Origin of the sequence: Algoriphagus sp. SE2 (assembly GCF_039563885.1) — a bacterium.
GTDB lineage: Bacteria > Bacteroidota > Bacteroidia > Cytophagales > Cyclobacteriaceae > Algoriphagus.
The window spans coordinates 1-20,301 of record NZ_JBCLWJ010000021.1; the positions used below are offsets into that span (position 1 = coordinate 1).

Here is a 20,301-nt window from a genome sequence, read left to right on the forward strand (position 1 = left end):
TTTTAAATAAGGAGAGGCTTTTTTTGTTTTCAAACCTGAATTATAAGAATACTTAATTCATGGCAATTATTAATTTGCTAATTCTAGGAAATCCTTCACTTGCTCATCATCTACTTCGCTAAAATCCTCATAAAACTGACCAACTGCCCGAAAGTCATTTGGTACTATCAAACAAATGACTTCATCCACAAAAGGTGAATTTTGTAAGTTCTGAAAGGCGTCAGGGGGAGATACAGGAATTGCTATTACAATTTTTTTAGGCTTTTCTTCTCGTAGCATTTCAATAATTGATAATACTGTATTTCCAGTAGCGACTCCATCATCGACTACTAATAGAATTTTGCCATGAAGATTCATCTCTTCTTTATCTCCGCAAAATTTTTGAAACCGTTGCCTAAGATTTTCTTTTATTTTTTTGGTTTCTTCTTCAATATAATCATCAGGAATATCATTGGCTGCAGGGCTGAGAATTCTATTTTTGAGAGTTACAGCACCTATTGCATATTCCTTGTGAAAAGGATGTCCGATTTTTTTTGAGAGCACAATCTCCAATGGTAGGTTTAAAGATTTTGCAATGATATAACCGATGGGTACACCTCCCCTTGGGATGGCTAGGACAACAGCATCTTTGTCTTTATAATCCATTAATTTTTCGACTAATAATAATGCGGCTTCCTTTCTATTCTTAAACTTCATCTTTATTTTTTATTAGTGAAATAATTATCAAACCAATCAATGGTCAATTGTGCAACCTCTTTGAGTTTTCCGGGTTCGCTAAATAGGTGAGTGGCTCCTTCAATAATTTTTAATTTTTTAATGCAATCTAGACGATCAAATGCTTTTTGATTTAATTCAATGACCTCATAATCATTTCCTCCAACAATAAAGAGCGTTGGAACTTCTATTTTTTTTAAAACGGACAAAGCTAAATCTGGTCTTCCTCCTCTAGAAACTATAGCCCCTATCTTTTTCCCTAAAGTTGCTGCTGCAAATAATGAGGAAGCTGCACCTGTGCTGGCTCCAAAATATCCTAAGGGAACCTTTGAAAGATTCTCTTTTTCTATCAGATACTCAGTGACGTCAACCAAACGTCGCGTCAATAAATCTATGTCAAACCTATTTTCATAAATCAGATCTTCTTTTTCTGTAAGGAGATCAAACAATAATGAAGAATAACCGGCCTCCAGTAAAAGATCTGCCACGAAATTATTTCTGGTACTTAGCCTACTACTTCCGCTGCCATGGCAAAAAATAATCATCCCATTTGGGTTTTCGGTTTCCCTTAAAATTCCTTTCAAATTGAGGTCTCTCAAAAGAATTTCTATTTCTGTTTTATTTTTCATTCGACTTAAAAAAATGGATAAACCTTATTCCTCCTTTAGTCTGAGAGCTAATAAAAATAAGACTTCATATTGATAATAAACATGATTTTTATCAATATGAAATCACATAAAACTACGAATCATAGTAAAAAAAATGACGGAAAGTAGGTGTTTAGAGAATATCAAAATAGAAACTAAAAAGCTCAAGGATATTATGAAGAGCTTTTTGGCGGCTTTATAATTCCGTGGATGAGGCTATGAAAAAACAGTCAAATCCCAAGCTATTTAGACATGTTGATCAATCAAAATTGTATTTCCATCAGGATCGAATAAAACAATATTGGCTGGCCCTGAAGTAGTGTCATCCGCTTCGCTTTCAAGTTTTATTCCGTTTGCTTTTAGTGATTTTTGTATTTCTCTCACATCATCAAATTCTTCCAGTGGGTTGGCATTTTCGTCCCATCCTGGATTGAAAGTAAGGATATTGTGAGTAAACATCCCATGAAATAGACCAATCAGGGAATTACCATTTTTCATGATCAAATAGTTCTTATCCATGTCACCTCCAAAATGGGAAAAACCCAATTTCTCGTAAAATTCTTTTGAGGCTTTTAAATCTTTAACAGTTAGGCTGATAGAAAATGCTCCGAGTTCCATAAGTATTTTGATTAATGAAAAATTTGTTCTGGTTTAAGAAGGTGTTTTTTACCCTCTCGAACATTTAAAATACTTTTTTTGAGAGAAATACTCAAATGGTTTGATGAGGTAAAAATAAGAGGTTGATAATTTTAATCTTTGATTTCAATCCTCTAATGGGAATAGACTCTTATCAATTCCCGGAATAATTGAAAGGGCATTTTCAAAATACACCTTCCGGAGGATTGAATCAGGAAGTCCCAAACCATACATTTTCCAATGAGCATGACGCTTTCGGTAATAATCAAAATACTCATCCTCCGTTTCTAATACCCGGAAATAAGTGTAGTATTCTTCCATTTTGTAGGTATCTTTTCCAAAAAGGATACGATCCTGATAATCTATAAAAAAAGAACGCGCAGCTTTTGGCTGCCTTCCTAATTCTGCTAAAACAGCCCCAATCTCCGTGTACATATTTGGAAATTCATCCATAAGTTCGCCGAGCTTTTTAAGATTATTCCCATACCATCCTAAATGAGCATTGATGAATATGGTTTCTGAATGTTTTCTGAAAACTGCGTGTTGCTCCGCCATGATAGAATCAAAAGAAGGAAGTTTCTCTGGATTTCTATATCGACTTGGGTATTGCTTCAATTCTAGCCAACGTTCATTGTACTTGTCTTTGGGTTTCCAAAAAGAATTTGGCTCACCAGAATGAATTAATACAGGAATTCCAAGTTCGCCACATTTAGCCCAGATGGGATCAAGTCTAGAATCATTTACCGGAATTCTATTTCCATTATTATCGGTGTCATTTAAACCAAGTTCTTTGTAAACTTTCAGACCTTTTACTCCTTGTTTTACACCTTCCTCTAACATCCTCAATGGCGTTTCTGGCCAGTCAGGGTCATCGAGATTTTCGAAGTTGAGATTTAAAAATACTACGAATCGGTTAGGGTAATTATTATTTACATTATCCAAAGACCATTCTAAAACTTTGCCACGGAAACCGCTCAAATTGACCATTAGGCCCATATTTAACGAGTCCATTTCAACAATCAATTTTTCTAGATCCTGTACAGGCATAATCCAATGGTGATTATGCACGTCGATGAAAGGGAATTTGGCTTTTGTGAGGCGATGTTCGGGTACTACCAAAGTGGATACCGGTTCGTAATTTTCAACATCCATGACGTTTAGACGGTATTGAATTAGGCCGATGATCCAATAAGTAATTCCAAGAAAAATGAGTATCCCTATAGGTAGGAATACCCATTTTTTTGTTGAAAAAGCCATTATGATTGCTTATTTGGCACTGATTGGAACCTGAATTAGAGTCATGTCCCAAGCCATATTCATTAGGATATTAGCCCCATCTGCTTCGAAACTGATAGTGAATTGTTCAACTTCAGAATCCGGTTTGGCTACTGGGATGTCCACCTTAGCTACATCTAACTCATAATTAGGTTCTGTTACACCGAAATAAACATCGATTTCACTGTTTAAGGAAATTTCGAAAGTATCTGCTCCTGGAACAGCATACATCCTGTATGTTCCGGCTGGAACACTTTTGCCTGCAAATAGAACATCTTGGTTAAACATAATTTCTGTAGCAGCATTTGCACCAAGTCTCCAATATTTTCCATATGGCTGTAGTGCACCTTCTGATTCGGGACCAAATATCAATCTTCCTTTTTTAGAGGGTTGTGAATATTCAACTGTAATATCAAGACCTCCATTGCTAAATGAGGTTGAAGTTGGAGGGCTGACTGGAAAAAGCATTCCATACCCAATAAATGCGATAAAGGCAATTAATAAAATACCTAAACCCAAAAGGATTTTTTTAAACATAAAAGTTGTGGTTAGTTGAAAATGAATAAGTTAAAAATAAGTGAAATCCGAGGAGGAAGCAATAAGGTTAGGGTTTCAAAATTTTAAGAGAGATGCTTTATTTCAATTCTTATTTAACTTTAATACGATTATTTTAGCTTAAAGTATTGAAAGAGACATCAGGAGAAATTTAAATGTTATTTTTAGTTAAGAGTGTTTTTAAATTAATTTGAAAAAATTAAATTCTTTAAAAATTCAAATATCCGTACTTTAAATTTCAATTCATCCAATTGTCAAAATAATTCACTCTTTGATTCTTTTTGTATGGTAAATATTCAATTTTTCAGTTTTTTCCTTGGTTTGTTTTTAAGTCTTTTTTCGATAAATCTCAAAGCGAAAAACGATACTGAAATAAGGGTGAATTTGGCGGCATATCCAGTGGAAATGCCCAAAAAAGCCTTGGTTTTAAGTAAGTCTGACTTGGGTGATATTGTCCTTTTTCTGAAAAATAAAGAGGGAGGTCTTATTCAGAAGTATGATGGCAAATTACTGAAAGAGTCATGGGAGCCATTTTCATTTTACTATGAGATTGATTTCTCTGATTTGAAAGAGGAGGGAGATTATTTTTTGGAGATCCCTAATTCCAATATCAAAAGCAATATATTTTCAATAGGAGCCTATCCAGCATGGCAAGAAGATGTAGTTTCTTTTATCAGAACTCAGCGATGTGGTTTTAATCCTTTTCTTGAAGAATATTGCCATCAGGAGGATGGGCTAAGCTTTTTTGGAATTTGGTCAGATTCCACAAAAATAGATGCAAGAGGAGGTTGGCATGATGCAGGAGATCAATTGAAGTACTTGATTACCAGTAGTAATACTACAGCAAGGTTGCTGATGACTTTTCAAATGAAGCCTGAAAGTTTTACAGATCAGGTCAATGAAATGGGGTTGGAGGGCAAAAATGGATTACCGGATATCTTAGATGAAGCTAAATGGGGCTTAGATTGGATTCTGAAATTACACCCGGGACCAAATGAGCTTTACCATCAGGTGGCAGATGACAGAGATCATAGAGGGTTCAAACTTCCCCATGAAGATAATGCAGATTATGGCTGGGGAGCAAATAGGTATAGACCTGTTTATTTTGCCACTGGAAAGCCACAAGGGCTTTCAAAATATCAAAGTGAAGCGACTGGGATTGGGAATTTAGCAGGTCGGTCTGCTGCAACCTTGGCCTTGGGATATCAGGTTTTTATCTGTTTTGAAGATTATCATGAATTTGCTGAGCAATGCTTAAAAGCTTCAATTGAACTTTATCATATGGGGAAAAACCAAGAAGGATACCAGCAAGGAAACAGTTTTAGTGCTCCCTATAGATATGAAGAAAATACTTGGGCTGATGATATGGAATGGGCTGCTGCTGAGTTATTTAAGGTTTCCAAGGAAAAGCAATATTTGGAAGATGCCAGGAGGTATGCTTCGATTATAAAAGAATGGTCTTGGATGGAACGGGATTCTGCAAGCCATTATGAAATGTATCCTTTTATGAACATGGGACATTATGCACTTTGGCAAGTTGGAAAGGAGGAGGATAAAAAGCGGATGATCGAATATTATGGGCATAACCTAGAGCAAATTCAAAAGAGAGCAGATCGAAACCCTTATGGAGTAGGACATTTGTTTATTTGGTGTTCGAATAACCTGGCAGCGGCTGTTTCAACTCAAGCGATGCTGTATGAAGAAATGACAGGCTCAAAGAAATACAGACCTCTTTTAATCAATCATATGAATTGGCTCCTAGGTCTCAATCCATGGAATACCAGCATGATTACAGGTTTACCAGAAAACGCAGACTTTCCGCTGGATGTACATATGCCATTTTGGAGGCTATTAAATGTTTCAATCAAAGGAAGTTTAGTGGATGGTCCCATATGGTCCATCATCCATGAAAATATGTTGGGAATAGAATTATCTGAACCAGACGAATATGCACATTTGCAGCCAAAACATATCAAATACATGGACGATTGGATGGACTATAGTACCAACGAACCAACTTTAGATGGTTCTGCAGAACTGTTAATGATTCTGACGTATTTGAATAATGACTAGGCTATTCTTTATTTCCTTTTTTGTAGCAATTTCATTTAATCTTAATGCACAAGAAATTTTTGATAGTCAGGGGGCTTTGATCCGATCTGATCAAAGTAAGAAAAGTATTTATTTAATTTTTTCAGGGCACGACTATTTTGAAGGGTTTGAGCATGTCCTTTCTGTTTTAGAAAACAAAAATATTAAGGGGTCATTTTTCCTTACAGGTGATTTTGTTAGGGCACACCCTGATCTGACGAAACGCATCAAGTTAGAAGGACACTTTGTTGGGGCGCATTCTGATAAGCATTTGCTGTATAATTCATGGGAGAACCGAGATAGCTTACTCTATTCGCAAGATGCGATTCAAAAAGATATCTCAGATAATCTGAAAGTACTTGAGGATCTTGGGATAGAACCTAATTATTTTTTACCTCCTTATGAATGGTATAATCAAAAAGTAGTGGAATTAGCTAAGGAGTTGGGTCAGGAAACTATCAACTTTAGTCCAGGATCTCGATCGAATGCAGACTACACTTTTCCTGAAATGAATAATTATATAAGTTCTGAGGAAATCTTGAAAAGTATTTATTCTTATGAATCAAAGTTTGGAATGAATGGGTTTCATTTATTGATTCATCCTGGTACTTCACCCAAAAGAAAGGATAAATTTTATTTCAAATTAGAAAGCCTACTTGAACAATTAATGAAAAATGGATATCGTTTCGAGAGGTTTTAGATTAATAAAAACTGTTTTTTTAGAATTTAATCATATTCACTAATAGTAACTTTCCCCCCGATCCCTGATGCCATTGTTTTCCAATTGCTCGCATCAAAAGGTTTGTAGTCAATATTGACAAAGTTGATTTCATGGTAGTTTCTCCATTCTATCCCATTTCTGTCCAAATATCGGATGCTGTTGGCCATCAGGTTTGCCACTTCTATTTTGATAGTGTTTTGGCCGTTTTTGAGTTGATGCGTAATATCCAGCTGGTAAGGAATACTCCAGACAGCACCTGCGTACTCCCCATTGATCCAGATTTTAGCACTTTCATAGACTTTTTCAAAACTCATTAAATATTGCTTGCCTTCAGTTTTGCTTAGGTTAAATTCAGAGGAATAGATAGCCTGCCCCGAGAAGTCATCCGCTTTTTCATTTTCTCGATCAGTCCAAGGTCCTATCATTTCCATTTGTATTGTTTCCGGTAATGTGGGTTGACCCTGAACAAAGGACAGTTTCCAGCTAGAGGAAATATCTAAGGAATTAGAAGATTTGCTGTAATCTGGCCATCCAGGAATATCCAGATTTGTCTTATCATTGAAAACCTTAATAAATACGGATTCACCGGATTTTAAATAAACTGGAATTGAAGTTTTTCCTTCTGAAAGCTGGGCATTCAGTTTTCCTCTTTTTCCAGTCAAAGGATCTAAAATCATCACCGATTCTGATTCTTTATTCAACAGAATTCTTTGCTGAATATCCGAAGCGCTGTGATTGACTAAGAAGTAATAGGTGCCATCTTCCGCTTTTCTTCGGATAAAACCCAAGCCGGAATCAACCAAGGTTTCCCTTTCAATTTTCATTGCCTCCAATGCATTTAGAATATCACCTGACAGAATTACAGAACCATTTCCATGTGCTGATTTCCCATTTTCAAAATTCAGGCTGTTCCAAAGTTGGTTTAACTCTGCCTGAAATGCCGCAGGTTCAGCATGGTGTCCAGGAATGGATTTGGGTTTGCTCTGAAAAATCACAGAGGCACCATTTTCAGCCAGCTTCAAAATGTTCTTGAGTGTTTCAATAGGCATGAATTCCGTTTCAGGAATGATTAAAACTTTCGCAGAATTGCTTTCTGAAGTTTTGATTTCTCCATTTTCAACTTTGGAATTGGCTATCATGTCATCAGAAATAAAATCCAAAGAATAGCCCGATTCCATCAGGTATTTAGATTGTTTGTAGAATTCGGTTGGGTGTAACCATTCGTCGACCGCATGCACGGTAATCATTTCCATTTTACCTTTTGGTTCTGCCCACACATCGTAAACTGGCCAATAAATCAGCAATTCATTGTCGGGTTTTCCACTTTGTAAAATTGACTGGGATCTTGAAATAAATTTATTGAACTCGTCAAAATGTGGCCAGAGACTGTTTTGTTGAGTCAAATTCAAAGAAGCATAAAACAACCAGCCGGGATAAGGTACATCTTCCGGACTATAAGTAACGCCATGGTAAAAAACATGATTTACGCCAGCCAGAAATGCCTGCTCAACTTCTGGTTTCATCTGAGGAAAAGAGGATTTAAAATGCTCTCCAAGCCAGGTGAATGTCTCGGAGGAAACAAGATTTTTTCCCGTCAGATGGGCTGCTGAAGAAGCAAACTTCAACATTATTGGATCAGGATCAACATTTCTAATATCGGCACTGTCCCTTCGTAATCCTGGAATCGGGAAGTAGCTAGATCCAAAAGTTTCACATTCAGGAATGTCTACCTCTGCATAGAGATCCAATAAATTACCGGGTGAACCATGCGCTTGATTTTTGGTAATCTTAGATTGACTATGTGCCCATTCTGTCCAATTTTTTGTGAAATTGGTTATAAGCAAATCATTAATGGTTTCTCGATAATCAGACTTGATTCGTCTGACTATTTCTGAATTCTCTTCACTTTCAAAATAGGGTAAGTAATTCTTTAAATCATACCCTCTCAATTTTTCAAATTCTTCAAAAAAATCTTCGGTGAAATCTGCTCCATACACCTCAAAACTGTCATTGTAGAAAGCTCGGAAACCATAGTTCTTTCCATTGAAAGCATTTTGAAAATAGGAATCATAGGAATCTACAGCAGTCTTGCTAAAGTGATCTAAAGTAAAGCCAACTCCTCCGGGAGCCGCTCTCTTAACTTTTTGACCAGTTTTATCGAGAAAAATAGCATTGATGTCCCAATTGCCAGGCTCATTCCATTCTAACTTGCCATCCTCGCTGAGAAACTCTGTGATGTCTTTTGCTTCAAGATTTTCGTCATAAGCCATAACCGCAATTAACTTCCCAACAGGTTGATTTTCATTCCTTCTTTGAAAAACAATAGGCGTGTTGAAAGGCTTGCCATCTTCCTTTTTATAATCTTGGATTTTCATGCTGGTTGCCGCATATTCCAAACTTACTTGAGGACCTCCAAAAGGCCAGCCAGTTCCTTGAGTCAAATCAACACCCATACCTATAGAATCAGCTTTATCAATCGTGAAATCCAACATTTCAAGCCATTCATCAGATAAATAATCAATATATCTGTCTTCATAGCCTTTGGCACCATAAATCGGTGCGATTTCTACTCCGCCAAGTCCTGCTTCCTCATATTTCTCTAATAAGGAAGTAATATTTTTTTTATCAACTGCGTTTCCCATCCACCACCATCGAGTCCAAGGTTTGGCCGTCTTCGTGATTTCTGGCCATTCAGTAGATCCTTTTGAAGGTTTTTCCTCGGAATTACATGACAAAAAGAAAATGGAAAAGAATAATAAAATCAGACAGGTTTTGAGATTCATAGCAATGGTTTTATTGCAAATTAAAAACGTTTTCTAACGGAGAAGTAATAGGAGAATTGTCTTCATTTGTTTCCATGATGTCAGCCATATACTTCCACCATCGTTTGACAATTTCTGTATCTCCAAGATCTTGGGAATTGGTATTTCCTTCAATCACTTGAAATGCAAATAAGAAGGAAGTTTCTTTATCCAAAAATATCTGATAATCAATGATTCCGGTTTCTTTTAATAAAGTAACCAATTCGGGCCAAATCTCACGATGTCTCCTTTCGTATTCCTCCTCATTTCCTGGAATTAATTTCATTCGGAAAGCTAGTTTTTGTCTCATGACTTACTTTTTTAAAAATGACTTCAAATCAGTTTCAGATAGATTTCTAATTGCTTTTGCAACGATTTTAGCATTTAATGCGGCACCTTGTTCGATTGTATGCGTATGATCTGTGTCATTGAAATAATGTGTCTTTACATATTTTTCTCCAAGACTGTCATATTCATTTGAAATAAGTGTGTTCAAGTCTATAAATGCAGTGTTGGTGTCCTCCGCCACTTGCTTTGCCCATAGCCCGTAATCCGAATCAGCCCGTACTACCTTTCCATCCTTCCATATATTTCTTGGGATTAACGAACAAACAATCGGGGTGACGCCTTTTGCTTTCGCTGCCACTATCATTTGGCTCAAGTATTGCCCATAGGAATATACAGTTTCCTGTTGTTTGGTAATCGGATTATATATGTTTTGGGCTTCCAGACCAGCACTTTTGATTGTTCCTCTAGCTCTTGCGGTATCATCTAAGGGACTGGAATCATTGTGGCCAAACTGCATTATTAAGAAATCTCCCGGTTCAAATTTGTCCAATACTTTCTGCCAATGACCATATGTTTGAAAAGTTCTGCTACTAGTACCTCCCAAAGCATGGTTTTGCACTTTAATTTTGTTAAGATCAAAAAAGGGAGCTATGAAATCTCCCCAACCCCAAAGGCCACCCGCACCGTCTCCTTGTCCATTTTTGACAGTTGAATCTCCGATTAAGAAAAGAGTTGGTTTATCTTTTTTCAGATAATCTTTTAAATCAATATTGGTAAGGCGGCGGATACCCTCGGTAACTGACCAAGCATTGATTCTTGCTCCAGCTTCATTGGTATGTGTATGGTCTTTTTCGAATAGTCCTTTCACTACAAAAGGACCCCAAATATCATATTGGTCTGCTATAATTGAATTTAAATCTATAAAAGGAACTCCTTGTCTTCTTGCAACTTCTTTGGCCCATTTTCCAAAATCTTGATTTGCTCTTTCCACTTCTCCATCTTTGAACTTGTTTCTAGGAATCATAGAGGCTACAATCGGTGTGGCACCTTTTGATTTTGTTTCCTTAATGAATTTTTCTAGATACCATCCATAGGTATGGACAATTTCTTGGCTACCATCTGGCCAGATTAATTCTTTGGTTTCATCCCCCAGACCTCTTAAAACACCCCGATAACCAGCCCGTGTAGTATCTGGGTTAGATCCTTCATTATGACCGAATTGCATGATCACAAAATCTCCCGGTTTAATTGTGGAAAGTACCTTTTCCCATCTTCCTTCTTTGATGAAAGTTCTTGTACTTCTTCCAGCCATCGCTTGGTTGCTTACAGTTAATCTTTTGCTATCGAAGAATTCCTGAAGGAAATTACCCCAACCTTTTTGTTGGTTTCCTTCTCCACCATTTCTAACTGTAGAATCACCAATCAGGTACAAAGTCTTTTGATCGAAATTTTTATTATAAGATTGAATAAAAGCTGAAATAGATAAAATTATAGGTATAGCCAAAAATAGATTAAAGAAGGATTTCTTAATGGGCATAATTAGAAATAGCTTTAAAAGACGTTTGATAATAAATTTCTAAGGTAGTAAAGAATCTTTTTATGTCTTTACCATTTTTAAGGGTCTATTTAAATCAAATTGTTCCCAAATAGAGCGTACTTATTTTATATCAAGATAAATAAATCAGTTTTTAAGGAGGAAAAATTTGCTTTACTGGAAAAATGTGGGAAGAATTTAAATGTCACATAAAATCAACTCCATTTATATAATTGAATGACCCCTCTTTTGTGATGGTGACTTTTTGGATTAATTTAAGTGCCACAACCTTAATCTTATGATAAAACAAAATCTAATATCAATTAAAGGACTAACAGCATTAACCTTATTGCTTTTAGTAGGTTCTCTGCCTCAGTCCTTTGCGCAAAAAATACCTGATCAGGTAGTAAAAGAAATTAAATTCAGAGAAATCGGTCCAACTCGTCAAGGGGGAAGGTATGTTGATTTTGCGGTAGTAGATAAAAGCCCAAAAATTATATATGCCGCAACAGCTTCCGGAGGTTTATGGAAAACTATCAATAACGGACAGTCTTGGGAATCAATTTTTGATGATCAGCCAGTGATTTCCTTAGGGGCAGTAGCTGTCGACCAAAAGAATCCAAACGTGGTCTGGGTCGGTTCAGGGGAAGCGAATAATTCAAGGAGTTCTTATTGGGGAGATGGTGTTTATAAATCTCTGGATGGGGGCAAAACTTGGGAAAATATGGGATTGCCAGAGTCTCATCACATTGGTAGGATCCTTATTGACCCTAATGATTCTGATGTTGTTTACGTAGCAGCTTTAGGACATCTATATTCTGAAAATGAAGAGAGAGGACTTTATAAAACTACAAATGGAGGTAAATCCTGGAATAAAGTTTTAGAAGTTAAAAGAGAAGATGGAAAATTCATCGGAGTAGTAGATGTGACCATGAGTCCAGATGATCCTAATACATTAATTGCTGCTGCTTATGACAAAATACGTCGTCCTTGGACCTTCAACGAAGGTGGAGAAGGAAGTGGAGTTTACAAATCTACCAATGGTGGTAAATCCTGGGAAAAACTAGGAAATGGATTCCCAGATGGATTTTTAGGAAGAATTGGTTTGGCTTATGCTCCAAACAACTCCAATGTTGTTTATGCCAATGTGGAGAATGTGAACGTTGAAGGGATTTCCAAAGAAGAAAGAAGAAGAATGTTAGAGGTTGGCATACCTTTAGGTAAAGACCAAAAAGTAGTAGGCACTGAAATGTACCGATCTGATGATGGAGGAGAAAGTTGGAGAAAAATCAATCCGGATGGTGAGGATGTAGGAGGGTATCCCTCGTATTATTATCAGCAAGTAATAGTCGACCCAAACGATGCTGATCATGTATATGTTTTGGGAATCAGAGTTTGGGAGACAAAAGATGGAGGTGAAACTTGGGGAACGCCGTTCCGTTTTGGAGGAGATAATCATGCGATGTGGATTGATCCAGCAGATTCGGAACATATGTTATTGGGTTATGACCATGGCATGGGGATTACTTATGATGCTGGAGCAACCTGGTATCACCCCGATGAATTGCCACTCGCACAGTTTTACGCTGTGGATGTTGATATGGCATATCCATATAATGTATATGGAGGCTTGCAAGATAATGGTTCGGTTAGAGGTCCAAGTTCTATGAAGGATGGAAGTTCTATTCCTTTTGAAGCTTGGCAACGAGTAGGTGGAGGAGATGGAATGTATAATGTTGTTGATAGATCGAATAATCGATATCTATATAATGAATCACAGTTTGGTCCAATCCAAAGACTGGATTTAGAAACTGGTGAATCTAAGAGTATTCGATATTCAGGTGCAAGAGATATGCGTTGGAATTGGAATTCGCCTATTGTAGTTTCTCAATTTAATACTGATGTGGTTTATCATGCAGGTAATAAGGTTTTAAAATCCACTTTTAGAGGAGAAAACTGGGAAGAAATTAGCCATGATTTATCTAAAAATGACTCTGTAAAGGCTAATGGAACAGGTAATATCCAATATGGTACTATTACAACCTTAGAAGAGTCTCCTTTAAATCCTGATGAGTTATGGGCAGGAACAGATGATGGAAATCTTCATGTGACTAAAGATGCGGGTAAAACCTGGACACTTTTAAATAGTAATATTCCAAATAATCCCGAATACTGGGTAACAAGGGTTGAGGCTTCAGCACATTTTCCAGGAACTGCCTATGTTTCTTTTAATGGGATGAGGAGAGATGACTTTACCTCCTATTTATATAAGACTACTGATTGGGGAGAAACCTGGACTTCAATCGCAGCTGGAATCCCCGCAGGTGGAGTGAATGTCATTCGAGAGGATCATAAAAACCCTAATCTGCTTTTTGTAGGAACCGAGTTAGGAACTTTTGCTAGTATTGATGGAGGGGTAAACTGGACTAAATTCATGACAGATATGCCTGTTAATCCTGCCTATGATATGGTCATCCATCCTAGAGAAAATGAGTTGGTAGTTGCAACTCACGGTAGAGGGATATTTATAGCTGATATATCTCCACTTCAGGAAATGTCAGATGAAATTTTAAACTCAAATTTGACATTATTCGAAATTCAGCCAGCTGTACAATATGTTGAAGGTCTTAGCAATGTTACTGCTTTCACAAATTTTGATGGGGAAAGCAGAGCGCCTGGTTCTCACATACACTATTATTCAAAAGAGGCTGGTGAAGCTACTATTAAGGTTTATAAAGGTTCAAAAGAGATTTTAAGTAGGAAAGTAAATGCAAATGCTGGTTTGAATTTGTTTAATTGGAGGTTTGAAGAAATCACAGGCGAAAGATCTCAGAAACAATTAGACCAAACCGCTGAAAGATTTAGAAATTTCGGTATGGAAGAAGAAGATATTACACGAAGACTAGAGGATATGAAATATATTACAAGGACAGTTGGGCCAGGTAAGTATAAAGTAGTTATTGAAATGAATGGTGAAACGGATACTGGAGAAGCTGAAGTGATGAAGGATTATTGGAGTGTAAATTAAATTCCCACAACTAGAGCTTTTTAGGTCTGACTTGAAAAAGTCAGGCCTATTTTTTTACCATATTAAAATAGGAATGAAATAAAGAAATTGACCCCAATAAAATGAGTGATTATTTCATTGAAAAGGAGTGGTTTATTCAAACATTAAGACTCTGGCTAATACTTTTCTGTATCAATTTTGCTCAAGAATATGTTTAGTATTCTCATGAATTTTGAATTCAATCTATATAGAAAAATCATTGATTCATTTCTTGTGTAGAACCATTTCCAGGTTGAAAGTTGAAAAAAACTCTTAGGGTTAATATTATCCACACATAGAAAGAATAGATTAGATGAGCCAATTCAAGCTTATTTTGTGGTTTAATCAATGTGTGAGGGTAAAAAAATCCACAAGATTGATTAAATCTTGTGGATTAATTGTTTCAATAATGATTAGTTATCTGAATACCGAATTAAACAGCCTAATTAATATGCATTTTTATTGTTAAACAGAATACATTTAACAGTTAATAATATGATTTTGAAATCTAATAGAACACTCCATTTTTTGATATAGAATAAATCATAAGCTAAGCGAAAATCCATGTCTGATTTATTTATGATCTCACCTCTGTATCCTTTTGCTTGAGCTAAGCCAGTAATTCCAGGTTTTACCATATGTCTACACATGAATCCGCCTATTTTCTCAGAATATTCTCTATTCATAATAAGTGCATGCGGTCTTGGACCTACTAAAGACATTTCTCCCAAAATCACATTGAATATCTGTGGTAGCTCATCTATACTTGTCGATCTTAAGAATGCACCAACTTTCGTAATTCTAGGGTCATTTCTTTGAGCCTGCAAAAATTCTGAATTTATGTTGAACTTCATCGTTCTGAATTTATAGCAGTAAAATGGCCTATTATTTTTTCCATGTCTCAATTGCTTGAAAATAACTGGTCCTTTTGATTCTAGGGAAATAAATAGAGCGACAATTGCAAATAACCACCAACCCACAGTTAATAAGAAAAGCGTGCTTAGCGTTAAATCAACAACTCTTTTTGTAGCCACTTGGATAGAATCCAAGTGATTAATTGAATAGGATTTATAAATAAACTCCTTGTCAATTTTAAAATCCTTTACGGCAATGTAGTTATCAATAGTAAGTGACATCTTTTGAGAAGTTTAATACCTTAAATTGTGATTGATTTTAGATAATAGGATATGTTTTACATAGATTCCGCCATAGAGGACATATCTCCTCCATAACCTTTTAGGCTCTTTTAATAATCTAGCGAACCATTCAAGTCCGTTATTCACCCAAAAATCTGATGGTCTTTCGATTGTACCAGAGAAAAAATCAAAAACAGCTCCGATTGAACATATATAAGTAGCCTGAATTTTGTCTCTGTTCTGATAAACCCATTTTTCCTGTTTTGGGGCAGTCATTCCAACAAAAAGGACATCTGGGGAAAATTCATTGATTTTCTGAATCATGATCTCATTCTCTTCTTCAGAAAATTCATCTCTGAAAGGAGGAGAGTATGTTTCACATGTGACGTTTGGAAATGAAGTTCCCAGCTTGTTCTTAATAGCATCTAAAGTTTCTTCTTTGGAACCTAGATAGAAGCAACTTCCATAGACACTGTTCAAATACTTCAAAACGAATTCGTGAAGATCAGCACCAGCTATCTTATTTAAGTTGTCTCCACTTAATAATTTAGCTGAAAGAACAATAGAGATACCATCTGGTAAAAGGACGTCAGAACTCATAAGAGCATTTTTAAAAACTACATCCTCTTCAGCCAGACAATAGCTGTATTGATTCAAGGTGTTGATGATTGTCTTTCCCTTTTGAAGTACATCAATCAATTGTCCTTTGAACATTGAGTAACCAAGAAACTCCGAACTTAGTGTATTCATAGTGCTGTATTTAATAAAAAGCAGGTATGTCTTTTACTGCTTATTTTGGCACAAGATACAAAAATTATAATGTGTAATGCATTTTTAATAATAAAAAAATATTGAGTTTGATACGCTTTGTTTTAAAAACAATAAAAAATCTTTTAAAAATTATAAAAAATTAGATTTTTCATGGTTTTTGTATTTCCAAAGTCAAATAATTTAGAATGCTTTGAGTAAAAAAAAATTCAAAATTCAATTAAAAAAAATGGGTGTCAGAATTCATGGGTTGTTTCCTAGAAAAAATGAACCTAAAACTTAGGGATTAGGGTTTGTAATTATTGGTGTGACAAATGATTTGAATCTCCTTAATTGCTAATCAAATACCTAAAAGTGCTTATGATATTTTTTTTCCTTCACGTAAATTCTTAAAATTTAATTCTGTCAATCTGAAACTTTTGAAGAAATTTTAAAAAGATTTCAAAACTTCGAGATTTAACGCTTCATGTAAAAGTCATGAATGCTGAAATTTCACCCTTTCAAAATGGAAATCACTTTATTTCCATATCCTAATAGAGTTAATCGATTTTTATTCATCCAGTGTATCCCTTTTAACAAATAATGGTTTTTTAAATAAATTAAAAAGTATTTCAAAACCAATTAAACGCATTTTGTACTTTGTGTTTTAGCTTTCAATAGCTATATTTGATTGAGATGTTGATTTCGATTTTCCAAAAAAACTAGATTCTTCAATGTTTATTTGGATAGAGTCTATCTGGATCTTTAAGTCTGCTAGCTGCTTTTTTTAAGGAGTAGATGCTTTAAAGCCAATAGGGGAATTTCTCAATTTGGATTTATATCTAACTGAAGGCTCAATTTTAATGGTATTGAATTTAACTTTCAAATCACCTTATTAATGTGTTGAGGGGGGAATGTAGAACTGTTAAATGGTATAATTTGTAATAAAAGATTAGTCGTGGATTTTTTAAGAAAAAAAATTTATATAGCCGGCCATAAAGGAATGGTAGGGTCTTCAATTTGGAGATTGCTAAAGGCAAGGGGTGCAGAATCTTTAATTGGAACATCAAGTAGTGATTTGGATTTAAGAAACCAACAAGCTGTATCAGAATTTTTTAAAAAGGAAAAACCTGACATTGTGATAGATGCCGCTGCAAAAGTTGGAGGGATTTTGGCAAATGACACTTTCCCATATGAGTTCTTAATGGAGAATCTTCAGATACAAAATAATCTAATTGATTGTGCCTTGAAGGAGAATGTAGAAAGATTTCTTTTTTTAGGGAGTTCTTGCGTATACCCAAAAAAAGCGATACAGCCAATCAAAGAGGAATACCTTCTTTCTGGGTCCTTAGAGAAGACAAATGAAAGTTATGCCATTGCAAAAATTGCGGGAATTAAAGCTTGTGAGGCAATTTTCTTAAATAAGAAAAAACTATTCACTTCAATTATGCCATCCAATCTCTATGGACCTTTTGATAATTTTGACTTGAATAGTTCTCATGTTTTGCCTGCTATGATTCGAAAATTTCATGAATCTAAAATTAATGGAAACCAACCTGTAAAATTGTGGGGGACAGGAACTCCATTAAGGGAGTTTTTACATGTTGAGGATTTAGCAGATGCTGTGATTTTTCTTTTAGACAAGACGCCAGAGTATCCTCTACTTAATGTTGGAACAGGCTATGATATTGAAATAAAGGATCTTGCAATAATGATTCAAGGAGTCATAGGTCATGAGGGGGAGATTATTTGGGATAGGAATATGCCTGATGGCACACCCAGAAAAGTAATGGATATTAATAAAATAAAAAGTATGGGATGGAAGCCTAGAGTATCATTAATTGAAGGTATTACCCAAACCTATAAATGGTTTCTACAAAATATCGACAAATTAAAAATTGTTGATATGCATATATAGAATTTCCTTTCAAAATATAATTATACGATCTGATGAAAGTCTTTCAAAACCTGATAATAGATTCATGAAATAGTAAATGTTTCCTTTAAAAATTTAATAGGAGTATTCAGAAATCTAGCATCTTTAAAAGTAAAAAGAGACAAATGTCATATTCATAACAATTATGTAATTGCCTCTTTCATAGAATTTTAATTAATTTCAGCTAGTTTTATTGTTAGCATAAAGGCCCCTTCTTTAGGTATTTGAAAAATGAACTCTATTTATGAATAATCAGGTTTATGAACTTTTGAATTTTGCATTTCAAAATCATGAAAAGGAAACGGCAATCATTCATCAAGAAGAGTCTATTAGTTATTCTGAACTAGAAAATCGAATCCATGCAATTGCCAACAAACTCAAAACAAAGGTTCCTTCAGAGAGAATTATTGGTATTTCATGTGATAGATCTATTCAAACAATATTAAACCTACTAGCAATTCTCGCAGCTGGAAAAACTTATTTGCCATTGGATTTTGATTTACCTAAGGTGCGATTAAAAAAAATAGTTGAAGAGGCAGATTTAACCTATTTTTTGCCAGGTAATTCATTGGAACCATTTGAAGAACTAGGACTGAATTCTATTAATTCAAGCAAAAAAGAGGAGAACCAAATTGAAGAGGTTTCAAAGTATGCTTATATCTTGTTTACTTCTGGTTCTACTGGAATTCCTAAAGGTGTCTGTATGCCACATTTGGCTTTAATTAATTTAGTTGAATGGCAAAATAAGAACTCTAAATCGACAATAGGGTTTAATACCCTCCATTTCGCAAAATTGACATTTGATGCTTCTTTTCTTGAAATATTTTGCTCATTGAGTACTGGAGGCACATTACATATTGTTGATAATCAATTAATAAGAGATCCGTATTTACTTTTAAATTATATTGATAGTCAAAGTATCAATCGGTTATTTCTGCCTTTTATTGCTCTGCAAGGGTTATGTAATGCTGCAAAATCATATAAAATATTTCCTTCATGTTTAAAGGAAGTAATGACTGCTGGAGAGCAATTGAAGATTACTGATTCATTGAGAAGATTTTTTTCAGAATTACCAACTTGTAAACTTTTCAACCAATATGGGCCTACTGAAAGTCATGTTGTGACCCAGCTTTATTTGCAGGGTGACCCACAATTTTGGGAAGAATTGCCGACAATAGGAATGCCGATTCAAAATTCGCGCGTTGATATTGTAAGTGAAAGAGGAGAAATCATCTCTAAGGAAGGAGAAATTGGGGAGCTGTATCTTTCAGGAGTTTGTCTAGCTGACGGATACCTGAATCGGGAGGAACTGACAAATGATAAATTCATACAGTTTGCTGGAGATAATAATTCTTCTTACAGAGTTTACAAGTCAGGTGATTTAGGTTATTGGAATAAGAATGGAGAAATAAGCTTTATTGGAAGAACAGATGATCAAATTAAAATCAATGGATTTAGAGTTGAAATAGGTGAAGTTGAGTTAGAAGCATCTAAAATTGTCGGTGTTGACGAATTTGCTATTGTAAAGTCAAAGAATGAAGATGGTCAATTTTCATTAAAATTATTCTATACCTCTCTTATTGAAAAAAATACTGAAGATTTTGTGAGGAAAGAACTTTTGAAAGTTTTACCGGAATACATGGTTCCTACAAAAATCTTAAAACTAGACAAGTTACCCAAAACAACAAGTGGAAAAGTTGACAGGAATCAGCTTGCCTTAATATTGGATGAATTTTTAATTAAAAATAGCACTGAATTTGGCTTCTCTAATTTTGGATTAGAACATGAACTAACTTTAATTTGGAATTCGATTTTACAAGAAAATAGAATCGAAAGCGAAAGTAACTTTTTTGATTTAGGAGGGAGCTCAATTTTGGCTCAAAAATTATCTTCAAAAATCAAGAGTAATTTGGATATTCACTTTCCAGTAACACTTATTTACCAAAACCCGACAATTAAGGACCAAGTGAAATATTTAGCTAATGAAAGTACATTTAACTCAGTTTCCTGCGAGACGGATGAAGAAGAACGATTTAACTTTGAGGAAACTTTGATGGATATTAATAATCCGCCTTTTCCGGGGGCTAAAATAGGTTTAGATAAAGAAGGGATGCCTTGCTGGATTAAAAATCCATACATTTAGAATTGAAATTTTTTAATTATTAAAGACTCAA

General features: G+C 35.2%; 15 protein-coding genes. 5 read left to right on the plus strand and 10 right to left on the minus strand.

Going from position 1 to position 20,301, the window contains the following annotated elements:
• Positions 1-69: 69 nt before the first annotated feature.
• The 5 genes from AAGF08_RS18385 to AAGF08_RS18405 all read right to left on the minus strand — a co-directional run bounded on the left by AAGF08_RS18385 (position 70) and on the right by AAGF08_RS18405 (position 3,809).
• A complete protein-coding gene (locus AAGF08_RS18385; protein WP_343512840.1) occupies positions 70-696 on the minus strand; it encodes a phosphoribosyltransferase family protein in 627 nt (208 codons plus the stop codon).
• Positions 697-698: 2 nt separating this feature from the next.
• Entirely contained in the window at positions 699-1,343 is a 645-nt protein-coding gene (locus tag AAGF08_RS18390; protein ID WP_343512841.1) for an alpha/beta hydrolase, read from the minus strand.
• A 264-nt stretch (positions 1,344-1,607) separates the two neighbouring features.
• Positions 1,608-1,979: a VOC family protein gene (locus AAGF08_RS18395; RefSeq protein ID WP_343512842.1), complete on the minus strand. Its 372-nt coding sequence runs from the start codon at positions 1,977-1,979 to the stop codon at positions 1,608-1,610.
• A gap of 144 nt (positions 1,980-2,123) precedes the next feature.
• Positions 2,124-3,254 (minus strand): amidohydrolase family protein, encoded by a 1,131-nt coding sequence (locus AAGF08_RS18400; protein WP_343512843.1) that lies wholly within the window; start codon positions 3,252-3,254, stop codon positions 2,124-2,126.
• Between the two features lie 9 nt (positions 3,255-3,263).
• The gene (locus AAGF08_RS18405; protein ID WP_343512844.1) at positions 3,264-3,809 is read right to left on the minus strand and encodes a DUF2911 domain-containing protein; all 546 of its coding nucleotides are present in this window, start codon (positions 3,807-3,809) and stop codon (positions 3,264-3,266) included.
• A 303-nt stretch (positions 3,810-4,112) separates the two neighbouring features.
• Here AAGF08_RS18405 and AAGF08_RS18410 point away from each other — a divergent pair, with 303 nt between their 5' ends.
• Together AAGF08_RS18410 and AAGF08_RS18415 are read left to right on the plus strand one after the other, a co-directional pair.
• Entirely contained in the window at positions 4,113-5,900 is a 1,788-nt protein-coding gene (locus AAGF08_RS18410; protein WP_343512845.1) for a glycoside hydrolase family 9 protein, read from the plus strand.
• A complete protein-coding gene (locus tag AAGF08_RS18415) occupies positions 5,893-6,618 on the plus strand; it encodes a polysaccharide deacetylase family protein (RefSeq protein ID WP_343512846.1) in 726 nt (241 codons plus the stop codon). Before AAGF08_RS18410 ends, AAGF08_RS18415 begins: the two co-directional genes overlap by 8 nt.
• 26 nt (positions 6,619-6,644) lie before the next feature.
• Here the strand turns inward: AAGF08_RS18415 and AAGF08_RS18420 are convergent, their stop codons facing one another.
• The 3 genes from AAGF08_RS18420 to AAGF08_RS18430 are packed head-to-tail and all read right to left on the minus strand — an operon-like array spanning position 6,645 to position 11,265.
• A complete protein-coding gene (locus AAGF08_RS18420) occupies positions 6,645-9,422 on the minus strand; it encodes a glycosyl hydrolase (RefSeq protein WP_343512847.1) in 2,778 nt (925 codons plus the stop codon).
• Between the two features lie 10 nt (positions 9,423-9,432).
• A complete protein-coding gene (rhaM, locus tag AAGF08_RS18425) occupies positions 9,433-9,750 on the minus strand; it encodes an L-rhamnose mutarotase (protein ID WP_343512848.1) in 318 nt (105 codons plus the stop codon).
• 3 nt (positions 9,751-9,753) lie between these two features.
• Positions 9,754-11,265, minus strand: coding sequence for a rhamnogalacturonan acetylesterase (locus AAGF08_RS18430; protein WP_343512850.1), 1,512 nt, complete (start codon positions 11,263-11,265; stop codon positions 9,754-9,756).
• A gap of 295 nt (positions 11,266-11,560) precedes the next feature.
• Here AAGF08_RS18430 and AAGF08_RS18435 point away from each other — a divergent pair, with 295 nt between their 5' ends.
• Entirely contained in the window at positions 11,561-14,290 is a 2,730-nt protein-coding gene (locus AAGF08_RS18435; protein WP_343512851.1) for a hypothetical protein, read from the plus strand.
• 464 nt (positions 14,291-14,754) lie between these two features.
• Here AAGF08_RS18435 and AAGF08_RS18440 read toward each other — a convergent pair whose 3' ends face one another.
• On the minus strand, positions 14,755-15,444 hold the full coding sequence (locus AAGF08_RS18440; protein WP_343512853.1) for a sugar transferase: 690 nt from the start codon (positions 15,442-15,444) through the stop codon (positions 14,755-14,757).
• 12 nt (positions 15,445-15,456) lie between these two features.
• The gene (locus AAGF08_RS18445; protein WP_343512855.1) at positions 15,457-16,194 is read right to left on the minus strand and encodes a WecB/TagA/CpsF family glycosyltransferase; all 738 of its coding nucleotides are present in this window, start codon (positions 16,192-16,194) and stop codon (positions 15,457-15,459) included.
• Between the two features lie 955 nt (positions 16,195-17,149).
• On the opposite strand from AAGF08_RS18445, the gene AAGF08_RS18450 reads away from it, so the two are divergent.
• A complete protein-coding gene (locus AAGF08_RS18450) occupies positions 17,150-18,109 on the plus strand; it encodes a GDP-L-fucose synthase (RefSeq protein ID WP_343512857.1) in 960 nt (319 codons plus the stop codon).
• A 262-nt stretch (positions 18,110-18,371) separates the two neighbouring features.
• The gene (locus AAGF08_RS18455; protein WP_343512858.1) at positions 18,372-20,270 is read left to right on the plus strand and encodes a non-ribosomal peptide synthetase; all 1,899 of its coding nucleotides are present in this window, start codon (positions 18,372-18,374) and stop codon (positions 20,268-20,270) included.
• Positions 20,271-20,301 lie beyond the last annotated feature (31 nt).

Excerpts from the sequence above, each read along its gene's own strand:
- AAGF08_RS18400 (WP_343512843.1), bottom strand. The coding sequence starts at position 3,254 with ATGGCTTTTTCAACAAAAAAATGGGTATTCCTACCTATAGGGATACTC.
- AAGF08_RS18440 (WP_343512853.1), bottom strand. The coding sequence starts at position 15,444 with ATGTCACTTACTATTGATAACTACATTGCCGTAAAGGATTTTAAAATT.
- AAGF08_RS18445 (WP_343512855.1), bottom strand. The coding sequence starts at position 16,194 with ATGAATACACTAAGTTCGGAGTTTCTTGGTTACTCAATGTTCAAAGGA.
- AAGF08_RS18435 (WP_343512851.1), top strand. The coding sequence starts at position 11,561 with ATGATAAAACAAAATCTAATATCAATTAAAGGACTAACAGCATTAACC.
- AAGF08_RS18410 (WP_343512845.1), top strand. The coding sequence starts at position 4,113 with ATGGTAAATATTCAATTTTTCAGTTTTTTCCTTGGTTTGTTTTTAAGT.
- AAGF08_RS18420 (WP_343512847.1), bottom strand. The coding sequence starts at position 9,422 with ATGAATCTCAAAACCTGTCTGATTTTATTATTCTTTTCCATTTTCTTT.
- AAGF08_RS18430 (WP_343512850.1), bottom strand. The coding sequence starts at position 11,265 with ATGCCCATTAAGAAATCCTTCTTTAATCTATTTTTGGCTATACCTATA.
- rhaM (WP_343512848.1), bottom strand. The coding sequence starts at position 9,750 with ATGAGACAAAAACTAGCTTTCCGAATGAAATTAATTCCAGGAAATGAG.
- AAGF08_RS18455 (WP_343512858.1), top strand. The coding sequence starts at position 18,372 with ATGAATAATCAGGTTTATGAACTTTTGAATTTTGCATTTCAAAATCAT.
- AAGF08_RS18390 (WP_343512841.1), bottom strand. The coding sequence starts at position 1,343 with ATGAAAAATAAAACAGAAATAGAAATTCTTTTGAGAGACCTCAATTTG.
- AAGF08_RS18385 (WP_343512840.1), bottom strand. The coding sequence starts at position 696 with ATGAAGTTTAAGAATAGAAAGGAAGCCGCATTATTATTAGTCGAAAAA.
- AAGF08_RS18395 (WP_343512842.1), bottom strand. The coding sequence starts at position 1,979 with ATGGAACTCGGAGCATTTTCTATCAGCCTAACTGTTAAAGATTTAAAA.
- AAGF08_RS18415 (WP_343512846.1), top strand. The coding sequence starts at position 5,893 with ATGACTAGGCTATTCTTTATTTCCTTTTTTGTAGCAATTTCATTTAAT.
- AAGF08_RS18405 (WP_343512844.1), bottom strand. The coding sequence starts at position 3,809 with ATGTTTAAAAAAATCCTTTTGGGTTTAGGTATTTTATTAATTGCCTTT.